The following is a 14,409-nucleotide window of genomic DNA, read 5'->3' on the forward strand; positions in this document are numbered from 1 at the left end:
GGGTGTCCGGCCCACCAGTCCATGCACGGGCCGGAGTTCGCCGCCGACCCGGCCGCGTTCTACCGGCGGGTGCGCGCGACCGGCCCGACCGCACCCGTCGAGCTGGCCCCCGGCGTACGGGCCACGCTCGTCACCTCCTACGACGCCGCCCTGCACGTGCTGCGCAGCACGGAGACCTTCTCCAAGGACCCACGACGCTGGAACGACCTCGCGGACGGCACGGTCCCCCCGGACAGTCCCGTCGTCCCGATGATGATGTACCGCCCCAACGCCCTGTTCTCCGACGGCGAGGAGCACCGGCGGCTGCGCGGTGCCATCACCGACAGCCTCGCCCGCGTCGAGCCCCACACCCTGCGCGGCTATGTCGAACGCAGCGCCGACACCCTCATCGACCGGTTCGCGCCCACGGGCAGGGCGGATCTCCTCGGCGAGTACGCCCAGGTGCTGCCCCTGCTGGTCTTCAACCACCTCTTCGGCTGTCCGGCCGAGCTGGGGCTGAAGCTGGTGGAGGGCATGTCCGGCATCTTCGACGGGGTGGACGCCGAGCGCGCGAACGAGCTGCTCACCACCACGCTCTTCGAACTGGTCACGCTCAAGCGGAAGCGGCCGGGGGCCGACGTGACGTCCTGGCTGACCCTGCACCCGGCGGAACTCACCGACGAGGAGATGATCCACACCCTCGTCGTGCTCATGGGGGCGGGCACCGAGCCCCAGCAGAACCTCATAGCGGGCGCGCTGCGGCTGCTGCTCTCCGACGACCGGTTCGCCGGTGATCTGTCCGGGGGCAGCCTCCCCGTGGAGGACGCGCTCGACGAGGTGCTGTGGACCGATCCGCCGATGGCCAACTACGCCGTGCACTACCCGAAGCGGGACGTGGTGTACGAGGGCGCGCTGCTGAGGGCCGGCGATCCGCTCGTCGTCTCGCTGGCGGCGGCCAACACCGACCCGGCACTGACGAGCGATCAGCGGACAGGCAACCGGGCCCACTTGGCGTGGAGCGCGGGCCCGCACAACTGCCCCGCGCAGAGCGAGGCCCGGCTGATCGCGTCGGTAGCGGTGGAGAAGCTCCTGGACCGGCTGCCCGACGTCGATCTCGCCGTGCCCGTGGGGGCGTTGGAATGGCGGCCAGGCCCCTTCCACCGGGCCCTGGCGGCACTGCCGGTGACCTTCCCGCCGACGACGACGGTGGTCACGCAGCCCCCGCGCCCCAGGCTCGCAGCCCCGGACCGCCCTCGCGACCCGAACGACACCCCCCGGCCCCCCGCCCCCACCCGCCCGGACAACGGCTGGTCCCGCCTGCTGGCCTGGTGGCGGGGAGAGTAAGGGGCCCTGCACCCCCGGCGGTGGCGACCGGGGCTGGGCGGTGGCGACCCGGGCTGGGCGGTGGCGACCGGGGCGGGGCAGAGGCGGCGGGGCCGGCGCCGGGCCTCGTCAGACGCGGCGGACCGGCAGGCGGCGGTGGCCGTTGGAGATGAAGGACTCCACGTGGCCCAACTGTTCTTCTGTGTCCGCCAGTTCGAGCGCCGGGAAGCGGGCGAAGAGTGCCGGGAGTGCGATGCGGGCCTCCAGACGGCCGAGCGGGGCACCCAGGCAGTGGTGGACTCCGTGGCCGAAGGCGAGGTGTTCCTTGTCGGCCCGGGTGACGTCGAAGGCTTCGGCCTCCTTCCCGTGCCGCTCGGGGTCGCGCCCGGCGGCGGCGTACGCGGCCAGGATCGGCTCACCCTTGGCGATCACCACCCCCTCGGGCCCGCCGAGTTCGGCGAGGGCGAGGTCCTCCACGGCGTAGCGCAGCGGCAGGCTCGCCACCGGCGCCTGCACCCGTAGCGTCTCCTCGATCACGTCGTCCCAGGTCGCCCGCCCCTGTCGGACATGGGCGAGCTGCTCGGGGTGGGTCAGCAGGGCGTGAACGGCCTGGTCGAGGAGGTTGACGGTGGTCTCGTGCCCGGCACTGATCATCAGCACCAGCGTGTCGATGAGTTCCTGCTCGCTGAGCCGGGTCTCGTCCTCGTCGCGGGCGGAGATCAGCCCGGAGGTGAGGTCGTCGCCGGGCGACTCCCGCTTGGCGAGGACGAGTTCGGCCAGCACGGCCTGCAGCCGCCCGAACGCGGCGGTCATCTCACCGGGGTCGGCGGAGGTGTCGAAGATCCTGTCCACCAGGTCCCGCAGTTCCAGGCCCCGTTCCTCGGGCAGCCCGAAGAGTTCGGTGATCACCTGGATCGGCAGCGGATAGCAGAACTCCTCCCGCAGATCGACGGTCCCGGAGCGCCGGAAGCCCTCCTCGATCCGGTCCAGCAGCCCCTTGGTGATCTCCTCGATACGCGGCTGGAGGGCGTTGGTGCGGCGCGCGGTGAACGCCTTGGCGACCAGCGTGCGCAGCCGTTTGTGGTCCCCGCCGTACGCGGTGAACATGTTCTGCACGGCCACCCAGGTGAACAGCGGCCACTCCGGCGTGATCTCACCGGCGGCGAACCTCGGCCAGTGCTGCCGCGCGTCCTTCGACACCCGGGGGTCGGTGAGCAGCCGCTTGAGCAGCTCGGGGCTGCTGACGGCCCATGCCTCGACGGCCGGCGGCCCCGGCAGCACGACCCGGGTCGCCGGACCCGTCTCGCGGATACGGGCGGCCTCACCGTGGATGTCACGGCCGGTCGGATCGATCACTAAGGGGCTCGGGTGGCCCATGGGGGTCCTCCTGGGTCGAAGACGGTCCAACAGCGCAACGTGCAAGCCCGGTCACGCTACGGCTCGACGGCACGGCCGGGCGAGATCGTGTCCCGTGCGCTGCGTACGACGGCAACTTCCCTGCGCGTACTCGCAAGTCGGCCGCGGGGACCGCTCCTAGGATCGGGCCCACCCCCCCACGAAGAGCCGGTGAGTTCCATGATGGTCAGCAGGGCCCCGCGCTGGATGTGTTCCTACAGCCCCGAAGTACGCACCGTGCCCGCCGGGCGGTGGTGGAACGCCGTACGGGTGCCGGTCGCCCTCGGCGCACCGGCCCTCGCGTCCCTCGGGCACGAGAGCGGCGCCGTCATCAAGGACGGCTACGGCGGCATCATGTACTGGCTGGTCCCGCCGGGCGACGCGTCCGCCTGGCACCTGCCCGACGTCCAGGTCCTCGGCCGGGGCAGCCACGTGGCCGTCCCGCCGCTGCGCCGTACCGCGGGCCCCGGCCTCTACTGGCGCGTCCCGCTCACCCACGACACCTACTGGACGAACATGGCCCGGCTGCACTCGGCGCTGACGGCGGCGGCGTCGGCCTCCTTATGAACGCCGAACCCCGCACCCCTCAGGGGCGCGGGGAACCGCGCGAACAACCACGACGGACCGGTACTCGCCCGACAACCGCGACTACCCGAGCTCTGCGGCGTGCTTCTCCGAAGCCGAAGCCGAAGCCGAAGCCGAAGCCGAAGCCGAAGCCGGCGCCTGTGCCGAAGCCCGCGCCGCCTTCTCCGCCCGCTTCTCCGCCCGCTTCCGCCGGGGTTCCTGATCGGGCAGCCAGCCGAAGGCCAGCGTGCTGCCCACCGCCCCCATCAGCAGTCCGACGACGAACCCGCCGATGTTGGACGTGAGCCACGTGCCCAGCGAGAGCATGATCCCGAGGATGGAGTAGAACAGGCGCTGAGCGGGGTTGAAGATGATCAGCAACCCGCACACGATCATCAGCGAGGGCAGGAGATAGCCCGCCAGCCCCTGCATTCCGATCTTCAGGATGACCGGGAGCGGCGCCTTCATCGTCAGCAGGATCTCGGCGCCGCCCAACGCCAGCAGCAGACCACCGGCGAACGGCCGGTGACCTCTCCATTCCCGGAAGTCGCTCACTAGTCGCAGCCCTCGCTCCGGAAGTTCATGTGCAGGTCGGGGAGCTTGAAGACGGCCGCCGTGGCGGCGTAGTTGTGCTGGTACAGGTCGGTGATGGTGACCGTGTCGGCCTGCTGTCCGTAGACACCGGGCTGACCCTTCTGGTCCACCTTGTCGAACGTGCTGGAGTCACGGCCGATCTCGATGTTGTTGAACGAGGCGTCACCCGAGATGTCGTCGGAGTCGATCGCCAGGTTCTTCACGCTCACCGGCGTGCCCTTGTTGCCGGCGGTGAGGACCAGCTGGATGCCGCCGAGGTCCACGCTCTGGCAGAGGTTCGTCAGCTTGCCGTTCTTCACGACCGAGGTCACGACCAGCACCTGACCGCCGGTGTCACCCTCGTTCGGGCTGTTCTCGATCATGTGGTCCAGTGCGCCGAACTGGGCGAAGCCCTCGCCGTCGAGCTTGTCGGCGGTGACGACGAACGGCATGCCCGAGATGGCGAACTGGACACCCAGAGCACCCTGCGCGGTCATGATCATCAGACCGGCGGCGACCGCCGTGGCCGGCACCGCCATCACCGCGGCGCGCTTCAGACGGACCCGCCCGCGTCTTCCGGACGCTTCGGGACCCTCGGGTCTTTCGTTGGTGGACGCCGTGGCGTCCGAGGACGAGGCCATGTGTGCTCCCTGGACTTCCAAGTCATTGCAGTTGGGGCAACGGCACGTTGTCCTGGCGCGGACAGCGGTTGCGGCGCACGCCTGAGAGCACCTCCCGTGGTGCAAGGGCTTACTTGCTACGCCGCAGTAGCCATTCGGGAAGTTACCGGTGGTTACAATCAAGGGTCAAGGTGCTTGTGGCAAAAGGATGTTGGTTGTGCCGTCCCTGTGAAAGGTGAACATCTCTCACCTTTGGTTTTGTCCCCGGAAGCCGCTGATCTCGGCCAACCCCGAGGCGATGCTTGGCCATCAACTTGCTTGCGATGCCTTGACGTTGACTCTTCTTCAGGTCTACAACTCTCCCGGGTTTCCCCCACGGATCCGTGGCGCCGGATCCGACGCGCAGCGCCTGTCACCGTCCCGAACGCCCCGTCGCCGACGGGGCGTGGGTGACCCACCTGAACGCGCTGCGCGGCCCACGCAGCACCACCCCTCGCCGCGGTGCCGGGCACGGTCGCCTTCCCCTCCACTGGGCCGTGTCCCGGTCCCCGGCTGTCGCTGCCGGTCCGTCACGTACGGAGAAGGCGTGCCACGGATCGGCGGCGACCGTACGGCGCCGTGCGGCATCGCCGCGTTCCCCCGCGCGAACGGTGACCACTCGCGCGCGATCACCGCAGTCCACGCACCGTCGAGGGCTGTCACCCGCACTTGCCGAGGGCCCGACCGGCCCTCGCTTCCCGAGAAGAGGCACCCCCATGCGTACGCGATCCCTCCTTGCCCTCGCCGCCGGCACCGCCGCCCTGCTGGTGTCGGCCGTCAGCCCCGCCTCCGCCGCGGACACCGTGCTCACCACCGGCGGTCCCGCCGGTGACGCGGTCGCGGTCGGCGACGTCCTCAGCGCCTCGCTGGCCTCCGGCACGGCGGCCACGTTCTACTCCAGCGCGACCGGGACGAGCGGCGTCTCCTGCGCCGCGTCGAACTTCACCGCCACGGTCACCGACAACCCGGCGGCCCCCGGCACGGCCACCGAGACCGTGGACGCCCACACCTTCGGCAGCTGCACCAGCAACGTCTTCGGTGTGACCGGCGTCAACAGCGTCACCGTCAACAACCTGCCCTACACCACCTCCGTGACCTCCGACGGCGTCGTCACGGTCAGCCCGGCCGCGGGCTCGGTCCTGCAGACCACCGTCGTGCTGCGCACGCTGCTGGGCACCATCAACTGCGTCTACCAGGCGCCCAGCATCACCGGCACCTCCAACAACACCGACAACAGCATCAACTTCACGGCCCAGGTCTTCACCAAGACCTCGGGCTCCTCGCTGTGCTTCGCCAACGGCTACTTCACGGCGAAGTACGCGCCCGTCACGGACACCACCCAGGGCGGCGCGACGGTCTTCACCAACTGACCGCACCAGCAGGTCGGTCACCGGTCCGGCGGTCGGTGACCGGCCCGAGGCGCTGACCGGTCGTCCGGCCGGCGCCTCGATCGGCGGCCAGGTCGCTTGCCCGATCAGCCGTCGACGCGAGAGCGGCGCCCTCGTCCGCGGAAGTGGAGGGCGGCGCCCACGGTGAGCACCAGGACCGTGGCGCCGCCCGCCACCAGCGGTACGGAGGTGCCGCTCTCGTCGGTCGTGGAGGCGACGGGACGGCCTGCGTCGGCCGCCCGCGCATCGCCCCCGGCGTCGTCGGGACCGGTGGCCGGTGCCTCGGTGGACCGCGTCGGCGCCGTCGTCGCGGGCTCGGGCTTCTCCTCGCCCGCCTTCCCGGTGGCCGGCTCGTCGCTGGCCGGCTTCTCGGCCGCGGTCTCCTCGCCGCCGGCCGGCGCCCCGTCCGAACTCCCGCCGCCCGCACCGGAGTCGGCCCGTTTCGCCTTCGGGAACACCACGTCCGAGCACGAGTAGTAGGTGTCGACCGTGCTCGTGTTCTGCCAGATCGTGTAGAGCACATGGTGCCCGGCCCGATCGGCCGGCAGTTTCGACGAGAATCGGTACGCGCCGTTCCGCAGCGGCGGGTCGGTGACCGAGGCGAACGGCTCCTCGGGCAGATCCGACCACTTCAGCGGCTTCGCTGGGTCGTACCCCGGCTTCGTCAGGAACAGCTTGAAGGTCCCGGAGTGCGGGATCGTCGACCGGTACGTCAGATCCAGCGTGGCCCCGGGGGAGAAGCGGGTCGACGGCCAGTCGGCGCGGGCCAGGTCGAGCCCCTTGTAGGCCGCGAGCCCTCCACTGCACAGCCGCCCGTCGGGGACGACCTCCCGGTCCCGCCCGTTCACACCGGCGATCCGCATGTTGTCCCACGCGGTGAAGGGCGCCCCGTTCGCGGCGACGGCGGCCCGGCACGCCGCCGTGCCCTGACCGTCCCCCTCCGGTGAGCACGCCGAGACCCGGCTCACCGGATCCGTCGGCGCACCGTGCGCCCGGGCCGGTCCGGCGACGCCCACGGTGAGAAGCAGAGGCGCCACCGCGGTGGCCGCGGCGGCCAGGACGACGGCGCGGCCACCGCGGCCACGACGAACGGTCGCGGGGCGGCCGGTGCCACGACGGGCGGTCGCGCGGTGGGCGGACAAGCGGTACATCCGGTACGTCCGATCCATGGAGGTCGAGGGCTGACGGTCGGTGCACCGTGTCGTACGGGACCCATGAGCGCCGCGTTCAACGCCCGAGCCTGTTCGACCGGTCGGATCCGGCCAGCGGGTCGTGCGGCGGCGGAGCGTCGGCAAAACCGGCGAAGCGGCACATCGAGCCACGACTCCCGGGCGGCGTAGGGGAGTTCCCCAGGGGTCGAGGGTTTTCCCCGTATCCCCATGACCTGGGCCTTGCCTAATGTCATCGCACAGCCGAACCATAGGTAACCCCTGGTGGAACGGCCCGCGCTTGGCCGGTTTCTGCGCCATCCCTTTCCGGACCCCCGCCGCTTCGATGAAGAAGCGCTTCACCGCCGGCTCCTCCCCTGACATGAGCAGGCCACGAAAGGCGAAGCCCTTGCGTACTTCTCCCTCTCGTACCGCAGGACGGAAGCTCATCTCCGTCGCCGCGGTCTCCGTCGCCCTGGTGGCGGGCATGACCTCCTCGGTCGCCGTCGCCCAGGCCCCGTCCGCGAAGGCAGACACCGCCGCCCCCGCCGTGGCCGGTGCCACCGAGGCCGCGCCCGGCACCGTCGCCGAGCGCCTGATCGTCGGCTACAAGTCCGGTGCCGCCGAGGCCACCTCGAACAAGGCCGCCGACGCCGACGCCGCCGCCAAGGGCAAGGAGGCCGGCGAGAGCCTCGACTTCCAGCGCCGGCTCGGCAGCGGTGCCGCCCTGGTCGACCTGGGCGACGACCTCACCAAGACGGACGTCGCCGACGTCATCTCCGAGTACCGGGCCGACCCGCAGGTCGCCTATGTCGTCCCGGACCGCCTGAACAAGGCGCTGGCCACCCCGAACGACACCGAGTACACCAAGCAGTGGGACCTCTACGAGTCCACGGCTGGCATGAACCTGCCAGGTGCCTGGGACAAGACCACCGGTTCCGGTGTGACGGTCGCCGTCATCGACACCGGTTACGTCGCCCACTCGGACCTCGCCGCGAACATCGTCGGCGGCTACGACTTCATAGCCGACACCACCGTCGCCAACGACGGCAGCGGCCGTGACAGCAACCCGGCCGACCCCGGCGACTGGACGGCGGCGGGCGAGTGCGCCGCGGGCGACCCGGCCGGCACCTCCTCCTGGCACGGCACCCACGTCGCCGGCACCATCGCCGCCGTCACCAACAACAGCAAGGGTGTCGCCGGTGTCGCCTACGGCGCCAAGGTCTCCCCGCTGCGCGTCCTCGGCAAGTGCGGCGGCTACGACTCCGACATCATCGACGCCATCACCTGGGCGTCCGGCGGCACCGTCTCCGGCGTGCCCGCCAACACCAACGTCGCCAAGGTCATCAACATGAGCCTCGGCGGGGGCGGCGCCTGCACCTCCGCGACCCAGTCCGCGATCAACGCCGCCGTGAACCGCGGCACCACGGTCGTCGTCGCGGCGGGCAACAGCAACGCCAACGCGGCCAACTACTCGCCGGCCAGCTGCAACAACGTGATCTCGGTGGCGGCCACCAACCGCGCCGGCTCCCGCTCGTACTACTCGAACTTCGGCTCGGTCGTCGACATCGCGGCCCCCGGCGGCGAGACCCGCACCGTCGAGACCGGCGGCATCCTCTCGACGCTGAACGCGGGCACCTCGACCCCCGGCAGCGAGTCGTACGACTACTACCAGGGCACCAGCATGGCCGCCCCGCACGTCGCGGGCCTCGCCGCGCTGGTGAAGTCGGCGAGCTCCGCGCTGACCCCGGCCCAGATCGAGTCCGCGATCAAGACCAACTCGCGTGCTCTGCCGGGTACCTGCTCGGGCGGCTGTGGCGCAGGCCTCGCCGACGCGGCCAAGACGGTGCAGGCGGTGACCGGTGGAGGTTCCACGGGGGGCACCACCTTCACCAGCACCACGGCCCTGTCCATCCCGGACAACGGCGCGGCGGTCGAGTCCTCGATCTCCGTCACCGGCCGCACGGGCAACGCCCCCTCGGCCCTCCAGGTCGGCGTGGACATCACCCACACCTACCGCGGTGACCTGGTCCTGGACCTGGTGGCCCCCGACGGCTCGACCTACCGCCTGAAGAGCTCCAGCTCGGACTCCGCGGACAACCTGGTCACCACCTACTCGGTGAACGCTTCCAGCGAGGTCGCCAACGGCACCTGGAAGCTCCGCGTCCAGGACGTCGCCGCCGCGGACACCGGTCGGCTGAACAGCTGGCAGCTGACCTTCTGAGTCCCGGGCCGTCAGGCCCGTGACCCCGGCCGATCGGCCGGACCCGATGGACCGCCACCCCCCACTGCCGGCGGCCGACCGATGCGAGCGGGCACCGGTCGGCCGCCGGCGCATGTATGCCGGGCGTTAGCGTATGCGCATGGCGACAGAGAAGTCCGGGGAAGCGAAGCAGACGTCGGCCGGGGCATCTGGTGCGGCTCCGGTCGTGACGGTGTGCCCCCGCTGCGGCGCCTCGGGGCCGTCGGTGCGTACGGTTCCCGATGCCTGCGCCGCCCCCGACTCCCCGGGCTCGGGTCTCTCCGACCGGCTGGCGAAGGCCCCGGGCGTGGAGTCGAGGTTCGACAGCTTCACCCACTTCCTGGAAGGCATGGTCCTGGCCTTCGTCTGCGCGGGCCTCGCCCAGCACGGAGTCCAGAACGACAAGCCCCTCTTCACGATCGGCGGCGCCGTCCTCGCCGTCCTCCTCTTCGCCGGCACCCTCTGGGTGGTCCGCGGCGAGGCCCGCGAACGCGCCGCCGTCGCCGCGGGCAGGCCCCGCGCCGAGGAGCTCTGGACCGCCGCCTGCCACTGCGCGTCCTGCGAGTCCGTCTTCTACCCCACCGGCAGCCCGTGGCCGGGTCCGCTGACGACGGACCAGTTCCGCAAGTACGTCTGGACCGAGGCCGGCTACACCGAGCAACTCGACGAGCAGCTGAAGCAGGTGGAACTGCCGCCCCGCACACCCGCCGACCCCACGGCCCCCGGAGGAGCCCACGGCCATGCCTGACGCCCCCGCCCCCGCCCCGGTCGTCCGCGGCGACGACCCGGCCTCCTTCCCGCACAGCGTCCTCGCCGAACGGCACCCCGCCCTCATCCGCAAGGTCCAGGACGCCACACCCTACGGTCCCGAACAGCGACGCGCGCTCGACGAGTTGCTGCACGACACGCTCCACGGCACCGTCGTGCCACCGGCCGACGACGACTGGTGGGACACCTGGGACGCCCGCCGCCATGCCGGCCGCTCCTGGTTCTCCCTCCCCTTCCTGGTCGCCGAGAGCTGCTTCTACCGCCAACTCCTGCGCGCCGTCGGCTACTTCGACCCCGGCCCCTGGCAGGGGGTCGACCCGTTCCGCCCTTTCAAACTGGCCGAGCTGGAGACCCCCGAGGCCGCCGCCGAACTCACCGCTCTCGGACCCCTGGCGGAACGCCCCCTGCCCGACCAGCTCGACGCCCTCCTCCACGGTTCCCTCTGGGGCAACCGGGCGGACCTCGGCTTCCGTCTCCAGAGCACCGAGGAGAAGGCGACCGACTCCCCGTTGGTCGCGGACGACAGCGACGCGCTCCTCTCCCTGCTGACCGGCCCCGCCGGCCGCACGCTCTGCCTGGTGGCCGACAACGCGGGCCGCGAACTCATCCCCGACCTGCTGCTCGTCGACCACCTCCTCACCCACGGCCACTTCGACCGCGCCCTGTTGCACCTGAAGCCGTACCCGTACTTCGTCTCGGACGCCACCACCGCCGACACCCTGGACGCGGTGCGCCACCTGATCGCGGCGAAGGCCGACGCCGGGCAGCGACTGCACGCCGCGCTCCGCGAGGGCCGCCTGGTCCTGCGCACCCACCCCTTCTCCTGCGCCCCGCTGCCCTACGCGGACATGCCCGCCGACCTGCGCGCGGACTTCGCCTCCGCCGACCTGACCGTGATGAAGGGCGACCTCAACTACCGCCGACTGGTCGGCGACCGCCTCTGGCCCGCCACCACCCCCTTCGCGGAGGTCACTTCCTACTTCCCGGCCCCCGTGGCGGCCCTGCGCACCCTCAAGTCGGACGTCATCACCGGCCTGACCCCGGAAACGGAAACCACCCTCACGACGACGGAAGGCCACCACTGGCGCACGAGCGGCACGAGGGCCGTGATCCAGCTGAACACCTGAACCCCGAGGAGACGAGCGCCTCAAGGGGTGCGGGGACCTGCGCGAGAACCCCCACCGGACCGTCAGACGGGGGTCGAAGGGGCGCAGCCCCTTCAGGACGGGAAGGGCAGGGGCGGCGGGGGGCGAGAAATTCCCCAGGTTCACGCGATGGTGTGATCATGTGCCCCCATCCGGATGCCGGCCGGAGGCCACGGGTAGGGCCCGGCCATGACGCAGCCGTTCGAACTCCCGCACTTCTACCTGCCGTACCCCGCGCGGCTGAACCCCCACCTCGAAGAGGCCCGTACACATTCCTCCGCGTGGGCCCGGGAGATGGGCATGCTGGAGGGCTCCGGCGTCTGGTGCCAGGCGGACCTGGACGCGCACGACTACGGTCTGCTGTGCGCGTACACCCACCCCGACTGCGACGGTCCGGCGCTCTCACTCATCACCGACTGGTACGTGTGGGTGTTCTTCTTCGACGACCACTTCCTGGAGCTGTTCAAACGGTCCCAGGACCGCCCCGGCGGCAAGGCCCACCTCGACCGGCTCCCGCTCTTCATGCCGCTGGACCTCGCGACTCCCGTACCGGAACCGCGGAACCCGGTGGAGGCCGGCCTCGCCGACCTCTGGGCGCGTACGGTGCCGTCGATGTCGATGGACTGGCGCCGCCGTTTCGCCGTCGCCACCGAGCATCTGCTCAACGAGTCGATGTGGGAGCTGTCCAACATCAACGAGGGCCGGATCGCGAACCCGGTCGAGTACATCGAGATGCGCCGCAAGGTCGGCGGCGCCCCCTGGTCGGCCGGTCTCGTCGAGTACGCGACCGCCGAGGTCCCCGCGTCGGTCGCGGGAACGAGGCCGCTCAGGGTCCTGATGGAGACGTTCTCCGACGCCGTCCATCTGCGCAACGACCTGTTCTCGTACCAGCGCGAGGTCGAGGACGAGGGCGAGAACAGCAACGGCGTCCTCGTCCTGGAGACCTTCTTCGGCTGTGACACCCAGCAGGCCGCCGACACCGTCAACGACATCCTGACCTCCCGGCTCCACCAGTTCGAGAGCACCGCACTCACCGAAGTCCCCGCCCTGGCCCTGGAGAAGGGCCTCACCCCGGCCGAGGTCGCCGCCGTCGCGGCGTACACGAAGGGGCTCCAGGACTGGCAGTCCGGCGGCCACGAGTGGCACATGCGGTCCAGCCGGTACATGAACCAGGGCGCCGAGTCCGCGCGCGGACCGCTCGACCTCGGGGGCGCGGTCCTCTCCGGCCCCGCCCTCCTCGCCCAGCCCGGTTTCGGTACGTCCGCCGCCGACGTCGGCGCCCTGCTGGCGACCGCCGCCGCGGAACGGTTGCGCGCCCACACCCATGTGCCGTACCAGAAGGTCGGGCCCTCGCGACTGCCCGATTTCCAGATGCCGTTCCAGGTCGAGCTCTGCCCGCACCTGGACAGCGCCCGCCCCCGCCTCATCGCGTGGACGCACGCGATGGGCATGCTGAGCGAGGGCGTCTGGGACGAGGAGCGGCTCGCCGCGGCCGACCTGCCGCTCTGCTCGGCAGGCCTCGACCCGGACGCCACCCCCGAGCAGCTCGACCTCAGCTCCGCCTGGCTGGCCTGGGGCACCTACGGCGACGACTACTACCCCCTCGTCTTCGGCCACCGCCGTGACCTCGCCGCCGCCCGTCTGACCACGGCCCGGCTCTCCGACTGCATGCCCGTCGACGGGGAGCCGGTCCCCGTCCCGGTCAACGGCATGGAACGGGGTCTCGTCGACCTCTGGGCCCGTACGACGGCCGCGATGACCCCCGACGAGCGGCGCGGCCTGAAGGAGTCCGTCGACAAGATGACGGAGAGCTGGGTGTGGGAGGTGTTCAACCAGATCCAGAACCGCGTCCCCGACCCCATCGACTACCTGGAGATGCGGCGCGCCACCTTCGGCTCCGACCTGACCCTCAGCATGTGCCGGATGGGCCACGGCCCGCAGATCCCGCCCGAGGTCTACCGCAGCGGCCCCGTCCGCTCCCTGGAGAACGCGGCCATCGACTACGGCTGCCTCATCAACGACGTCTTCTCGTACCAGAAGGAGATCGAGTACGAGGGCGAGGTCCACAACGCGATCCTCGTCGTGCAGAACTTCTTCGGCTGCGACTACCCGACCGCGCTCGGCGTGATCCATGACCTGATGACCCAGCGGATGCGGCAGTTCCAGCATGTAGTCGCCCACGAACTCCCCGTCGTCTACGACGACTTCGCGCTGTCTCGGGAAGCACGCGCCATCATGGACGGCTATGTGGCCGACCTGCGGAACTGGCTGGCCGGCATTCTCAACTGGCACCGTCGGGTCGACCGCTACAAGCCCGAGTTCCTCGCCCGCCGGGCCCACGGCTTCGTCCCGGACCGGCCACCGGTTCTGTCCTTCACCCCGGCTCACGCGGGCTGACGCGCCGCCGCCCTGGTCGCGTGGTCGACCGCGGCCCGGGCGAACGCGCGCACGATCGGGTGCGGGCGGCTGCCGTCACCGGCCAGCTCCGGCTGGAAGAGCGTCGCCAGGAAGAAGGGGTGGCCCGGGAGTTCGGCGATCCGGACCTGCCCGTCCTCGTCGTGCCCCGAGAACCGCAGACCGTGGGCGCGCAGGGTGTCGAGGTGACGGGTCGGGCCGTACGCGCAGAAGTACCGCTCGACCGACCGCTCGGCGTTCATCACGGACTGCGCGAGCGAGCCGGGTGCGATGACGACCGTCCCCTCGTGCCCGACCAGGGAGCAGGCGAGCGGCTCGATCAGGAAGTCCTCGGCGCCCGGCTCGTTCTCGGCGTGCGCGACCCGGGTGAGCCCGCACACGTGCCGGGCGTACTCCAGCAGCGCGTGCTGGAAGCCACCGCACGTGCCGAGGAACGGGATGCGCTCCTCCCGCGCGGTACGGATGGCGGAGAGCACCCCGGCCTCGCTGCGGTAGGGGCTGCCCGGCACCACCCACACCGCGTCGAACCCCCGTACGGCCGCCGCGTCGGCGGCGGCGTCCTCGGAGGGGATCCAGTACGCGTCGAGGACCAGCCGGTCCTGGCCGGTGAGGGCGTCGAGGAGGAGCGGGATCCGGCTGTGCGAGACGACGTCGGGGGACCGGTCGCCGACGACGGCCAGCCGGGCGGCGGGGGCGGACGGGGCGGTTCGCAAGGAGGTGGTCCGGGGAGGGGCGGGCTGCGCCGCGTTGTTCGTCATGCACGTCATCCTGGGCGCGGCCTCGACTTCACGTCCAACGATGATTTCTGTA

12 protein-coding genes are annotated in these 14,409 nt (G+C 71.2%); 7 read left to right on the forward strand and 5 right to left on the reverse strand.

All coding sequences use genetic code 11. The features are described from left to right. The first annotated feature begins 21 nt into the window (after positions 1-21). On the forward strand, positions 22-1,323 hold the full coding sequence (locus GWK25_RS12135) for a cytochrome P450 (protein ID WP_215449812.1): 1,302 nt from the start codon (positions 22-24) through the stop codon (positions 1,321-1,323). Positions 1,324-1,431: 108 nt separating this feature from the next. Here the strand turns inward: GWK25_RS12135 and GWK25_RS12140 are convergent, their stop codons facing one another. Continuing rightward, positions 1,432-2,679 carry a cytochrome P450 gene (locus GWK25_RS12140; RefSeq protein WP_215449813.1) on the reverse strand — a complete coding sequence of 416 codons (1,248 nt, stop codon included), beginning with the start codon at positions 2,677-2,679 and terminating at the stop codon, positions 1,432-1,434. A 198-nt stretch (positions 2,680-2,877) separates the two neighbouring features. Here GWK25_RS12140 and GWK25_RS12145 point away from each other — a divergent pair, with 198 nt between their 5' ends. Next, complete coding sequence (locus GWK25_RS12145; protein WP_215457336.1) at positions 2,878-3,264, forward strand: hypothetical protein; 387 nt, start codon at positions 2,878-2,880, stop codon at positions 3,262-3,264. Positions 3,265-3,345: 81 nt separating this feature from the next. On the opposite strand, the gene GWK25_RS12150 is transcribed toward GWK25_RS12145, so the two are convergent. Together GWK25_RS12150 and GWK25_RS12155 are read right to left on the reverse strand one after the other, a co-directional pair. Continuing rightward, positions 3,346-3,768: a DUF6114 domain-containing protein gene (locus GWK25_RS12150; protein WP_251829714.1), complete on the reverse strand. Its 423-nt coding sequence runs from the start codon at positions 3,766-3,768 to the stop codon at positions 3,346-3,348. A 47-nt stretch (positions 3,769-3,815) separates the two neighbouring features. Continuing rightward, entirely contained in the window at positions 3,816-4,475 is a 660-nt protein-coding gene (locus GWK25_RS12155) for a DUF6230 family protein (RefSeq protein ID WP_184900622.1), read from the reverse strand. A gap of 734 nt (positions 4,476-5,209) precedes the next feature. Here GWK25_RS12155 and GWK25_RS12160 point away from each other — a divergent pair. After that, positions 5,210-5,863: a Tat pathway signal sequence domain protein gene (locus GWK25_RS12160; RefSeq protein ID WP_215449815.1), complete on the forward strand. Its 654-nt coding sequence runs from the start codon at positions 5,210-5,212 to the stop codon at positions 5,861-5,863. A 104-nt stretch (positions 5,864-5,967) separates the two neighbouring features. On the opposite strand, the gene GWK25_RS12165 is transcribed toward GWK25_RS12160, so the two are convergent. After that, complete coding sequence (locus GWK25_RS12165) at positions 5,968-7,032, reverse strand: lytic polysaccharide monooxygenase (protein ID WP_251828833.1); 1,065 nt, start codon at positions 7,030-7,032, stop codon at positions 5,968-5,970. Between the two features lie 406 nt (positions 7,033-7,438). On the opposite strand from GWK25_RS12165, the gene GWK25_RS12170 reads away from it, so the two are divergent. The 4 genes from GWK25_RS12170 (at position 7,439) to cyc2 (ending at position 13,581) form a co-directional block, all read left to right on the forward strand. Beyond that, complete coding sequence (locus tag GWK25_RS12170) at positions 7,439-9,253, forward strand: S8 family serine peptidase (protein WP_215449817.1); 1,815 nt, start codon at positions 7,439-7,441, stop codon at positions 9,251-9,253. 139 nt (positions 9,254-9,392) lie between these two features. Next, positions 9,393-10,019, forward strand: a complete 627-nt coding sequence (locus tag GWK25_RS12175) for a hypothetical protein (RefSeq protein WP_251828834.1) — start codon at positions 9,393-9,395, stop codon at positions 10,017-10,019. Next, positions 10,012-11,166 carry a damage-control phosphatase ARMT1 family protein gene (locus GWK25_RS12180; RefSeq protein ID WP_215449818.1) on the forward strand — a complete coding sequence of 385 codons (1,155 nt, stop codon included), beginning with the start codon at positions 10,012-10,014 and terminating at the stop codon, positions 11,164-11,166. Before GWK25_RS12175 ends, GWK25_RS12180 begins: the two co-directional genes overlap by 8 nt. Positions 11,167-11,373: 207 nt before the next feature. Beyond that, a complete protein-coding gene (gene cyc2, locus GWK25_RS12185) occupies positions 11,374-13,581 on the forward strand; it encodes a germacradienol/geosmin synthase Cyc2 (RefSeq protein ID WP_215449819.1) in 2,208 nt (735 codons plus the stop codon). Here the strand turns inward: cyc2 and GWK25_RS12190 are convergent. Beyond that, positions 13,569-14,357: a hypothetical protein gene (locus GWK25_RS12190; protein ID WP_215449820.1), complete on the reverse strand. Its 789-nt coding sequence runs from the start codon at positions 14,355-14,357 to the stop codon at positions 13,569-13,571. The genes cyc2 and GWK25_RS12190 overlap by 13 nt on opposite strands. Positions 14,358-14,409: the final 52 nt, after the last annotated feature.

Origin of the sequence: Streptomyces sp. ATCC 21386 (assembly GCF_018728545.1) — a bacterium.
Classification (GTDB): Bacteria; Actinomycetota; Actinomycetes; order Streptomycetales; family Streptomycetaceae; genus Streptomyces.

What these genes read in the sequence shown, in the direction of transcription:
- GWK25_RS12135 (WP_215449812.1), top strand. Translation starts at nt 22, where the DNA reads ATGCACGGGCCGGAGTTCGCCGCCGACCCGGCCGCGTTCTACCGGCGG.
- GWK25_RS12140 (WP_215449813.1), bottom strand. Translation starts at nt 2,679, where the DNA reads ATGGGCCACCCGAGCCCCTTAGTGATCGATCCGACCGGCCGTGACATC.
- GWK25_RS12145 (WP_215457336.1), top strand. Translation starts at nt 2,878, where the DNA reads ATGATGGTCAGCAGGGCCCCGCGCTGGATGTGTTCCTACAGCCCCGAA.
- GWK25_RS12155 (WP_184900622.1), bottom strand. Translation starts at nt 4,475, where the DNA reads ATGGCCTCGTCCTCGGACGCCACGGCGTCCACCAACGAAAGACCCGAG.
- GWK25_RS12160 (WP_215449815.1), top strand. Translation starts at nt 5,210, where the DNA reads ATGCGTACGCGATCCCTCCTTGCCCTCGCCGCCGGCACCGCCGCCCTG.
- GWK25_RS12165 (WP_251828833.1), bottom strand. Translation starts at nt 7,032, where the DNA reads ATGTACCGCTTGTCCGCCCACCGCGCGACCGCCCGTCGTGGCACCGGC.
- GWK25_RS12175 (WP_251828834.1), top strand. Translation starts at nt 9,393, where the DNA reads ATGGCGACAGAGAAGTCCGGGGAAGCGAAGCAGACGTCGGCCGGGGCA.
- GWK25_RS12180 (WP_215449818.1), top strand. Translation starts at nt 10,012, where the DNA reads ATGCCTGACGCCCCCGCCCCCGCCCCGGTCGTCCGCGGCGACGACCCG.
- cyc2 (WP_215449819.1), top strand. Translation starts at nt 11,374, where the DNA reads ATGACGCAGCCGTTCGAACTCCCGCACTTCTACCTGCCGTACCCCGCG.
- GWK25_RS12190 (WP_215449820.1), bottom strand. Translation starts at nt 14,357, where the DNA reads ATGACGAACAACGCGGCGCAGCCCGCCCCTCCCCGGACCACCTCCTTG.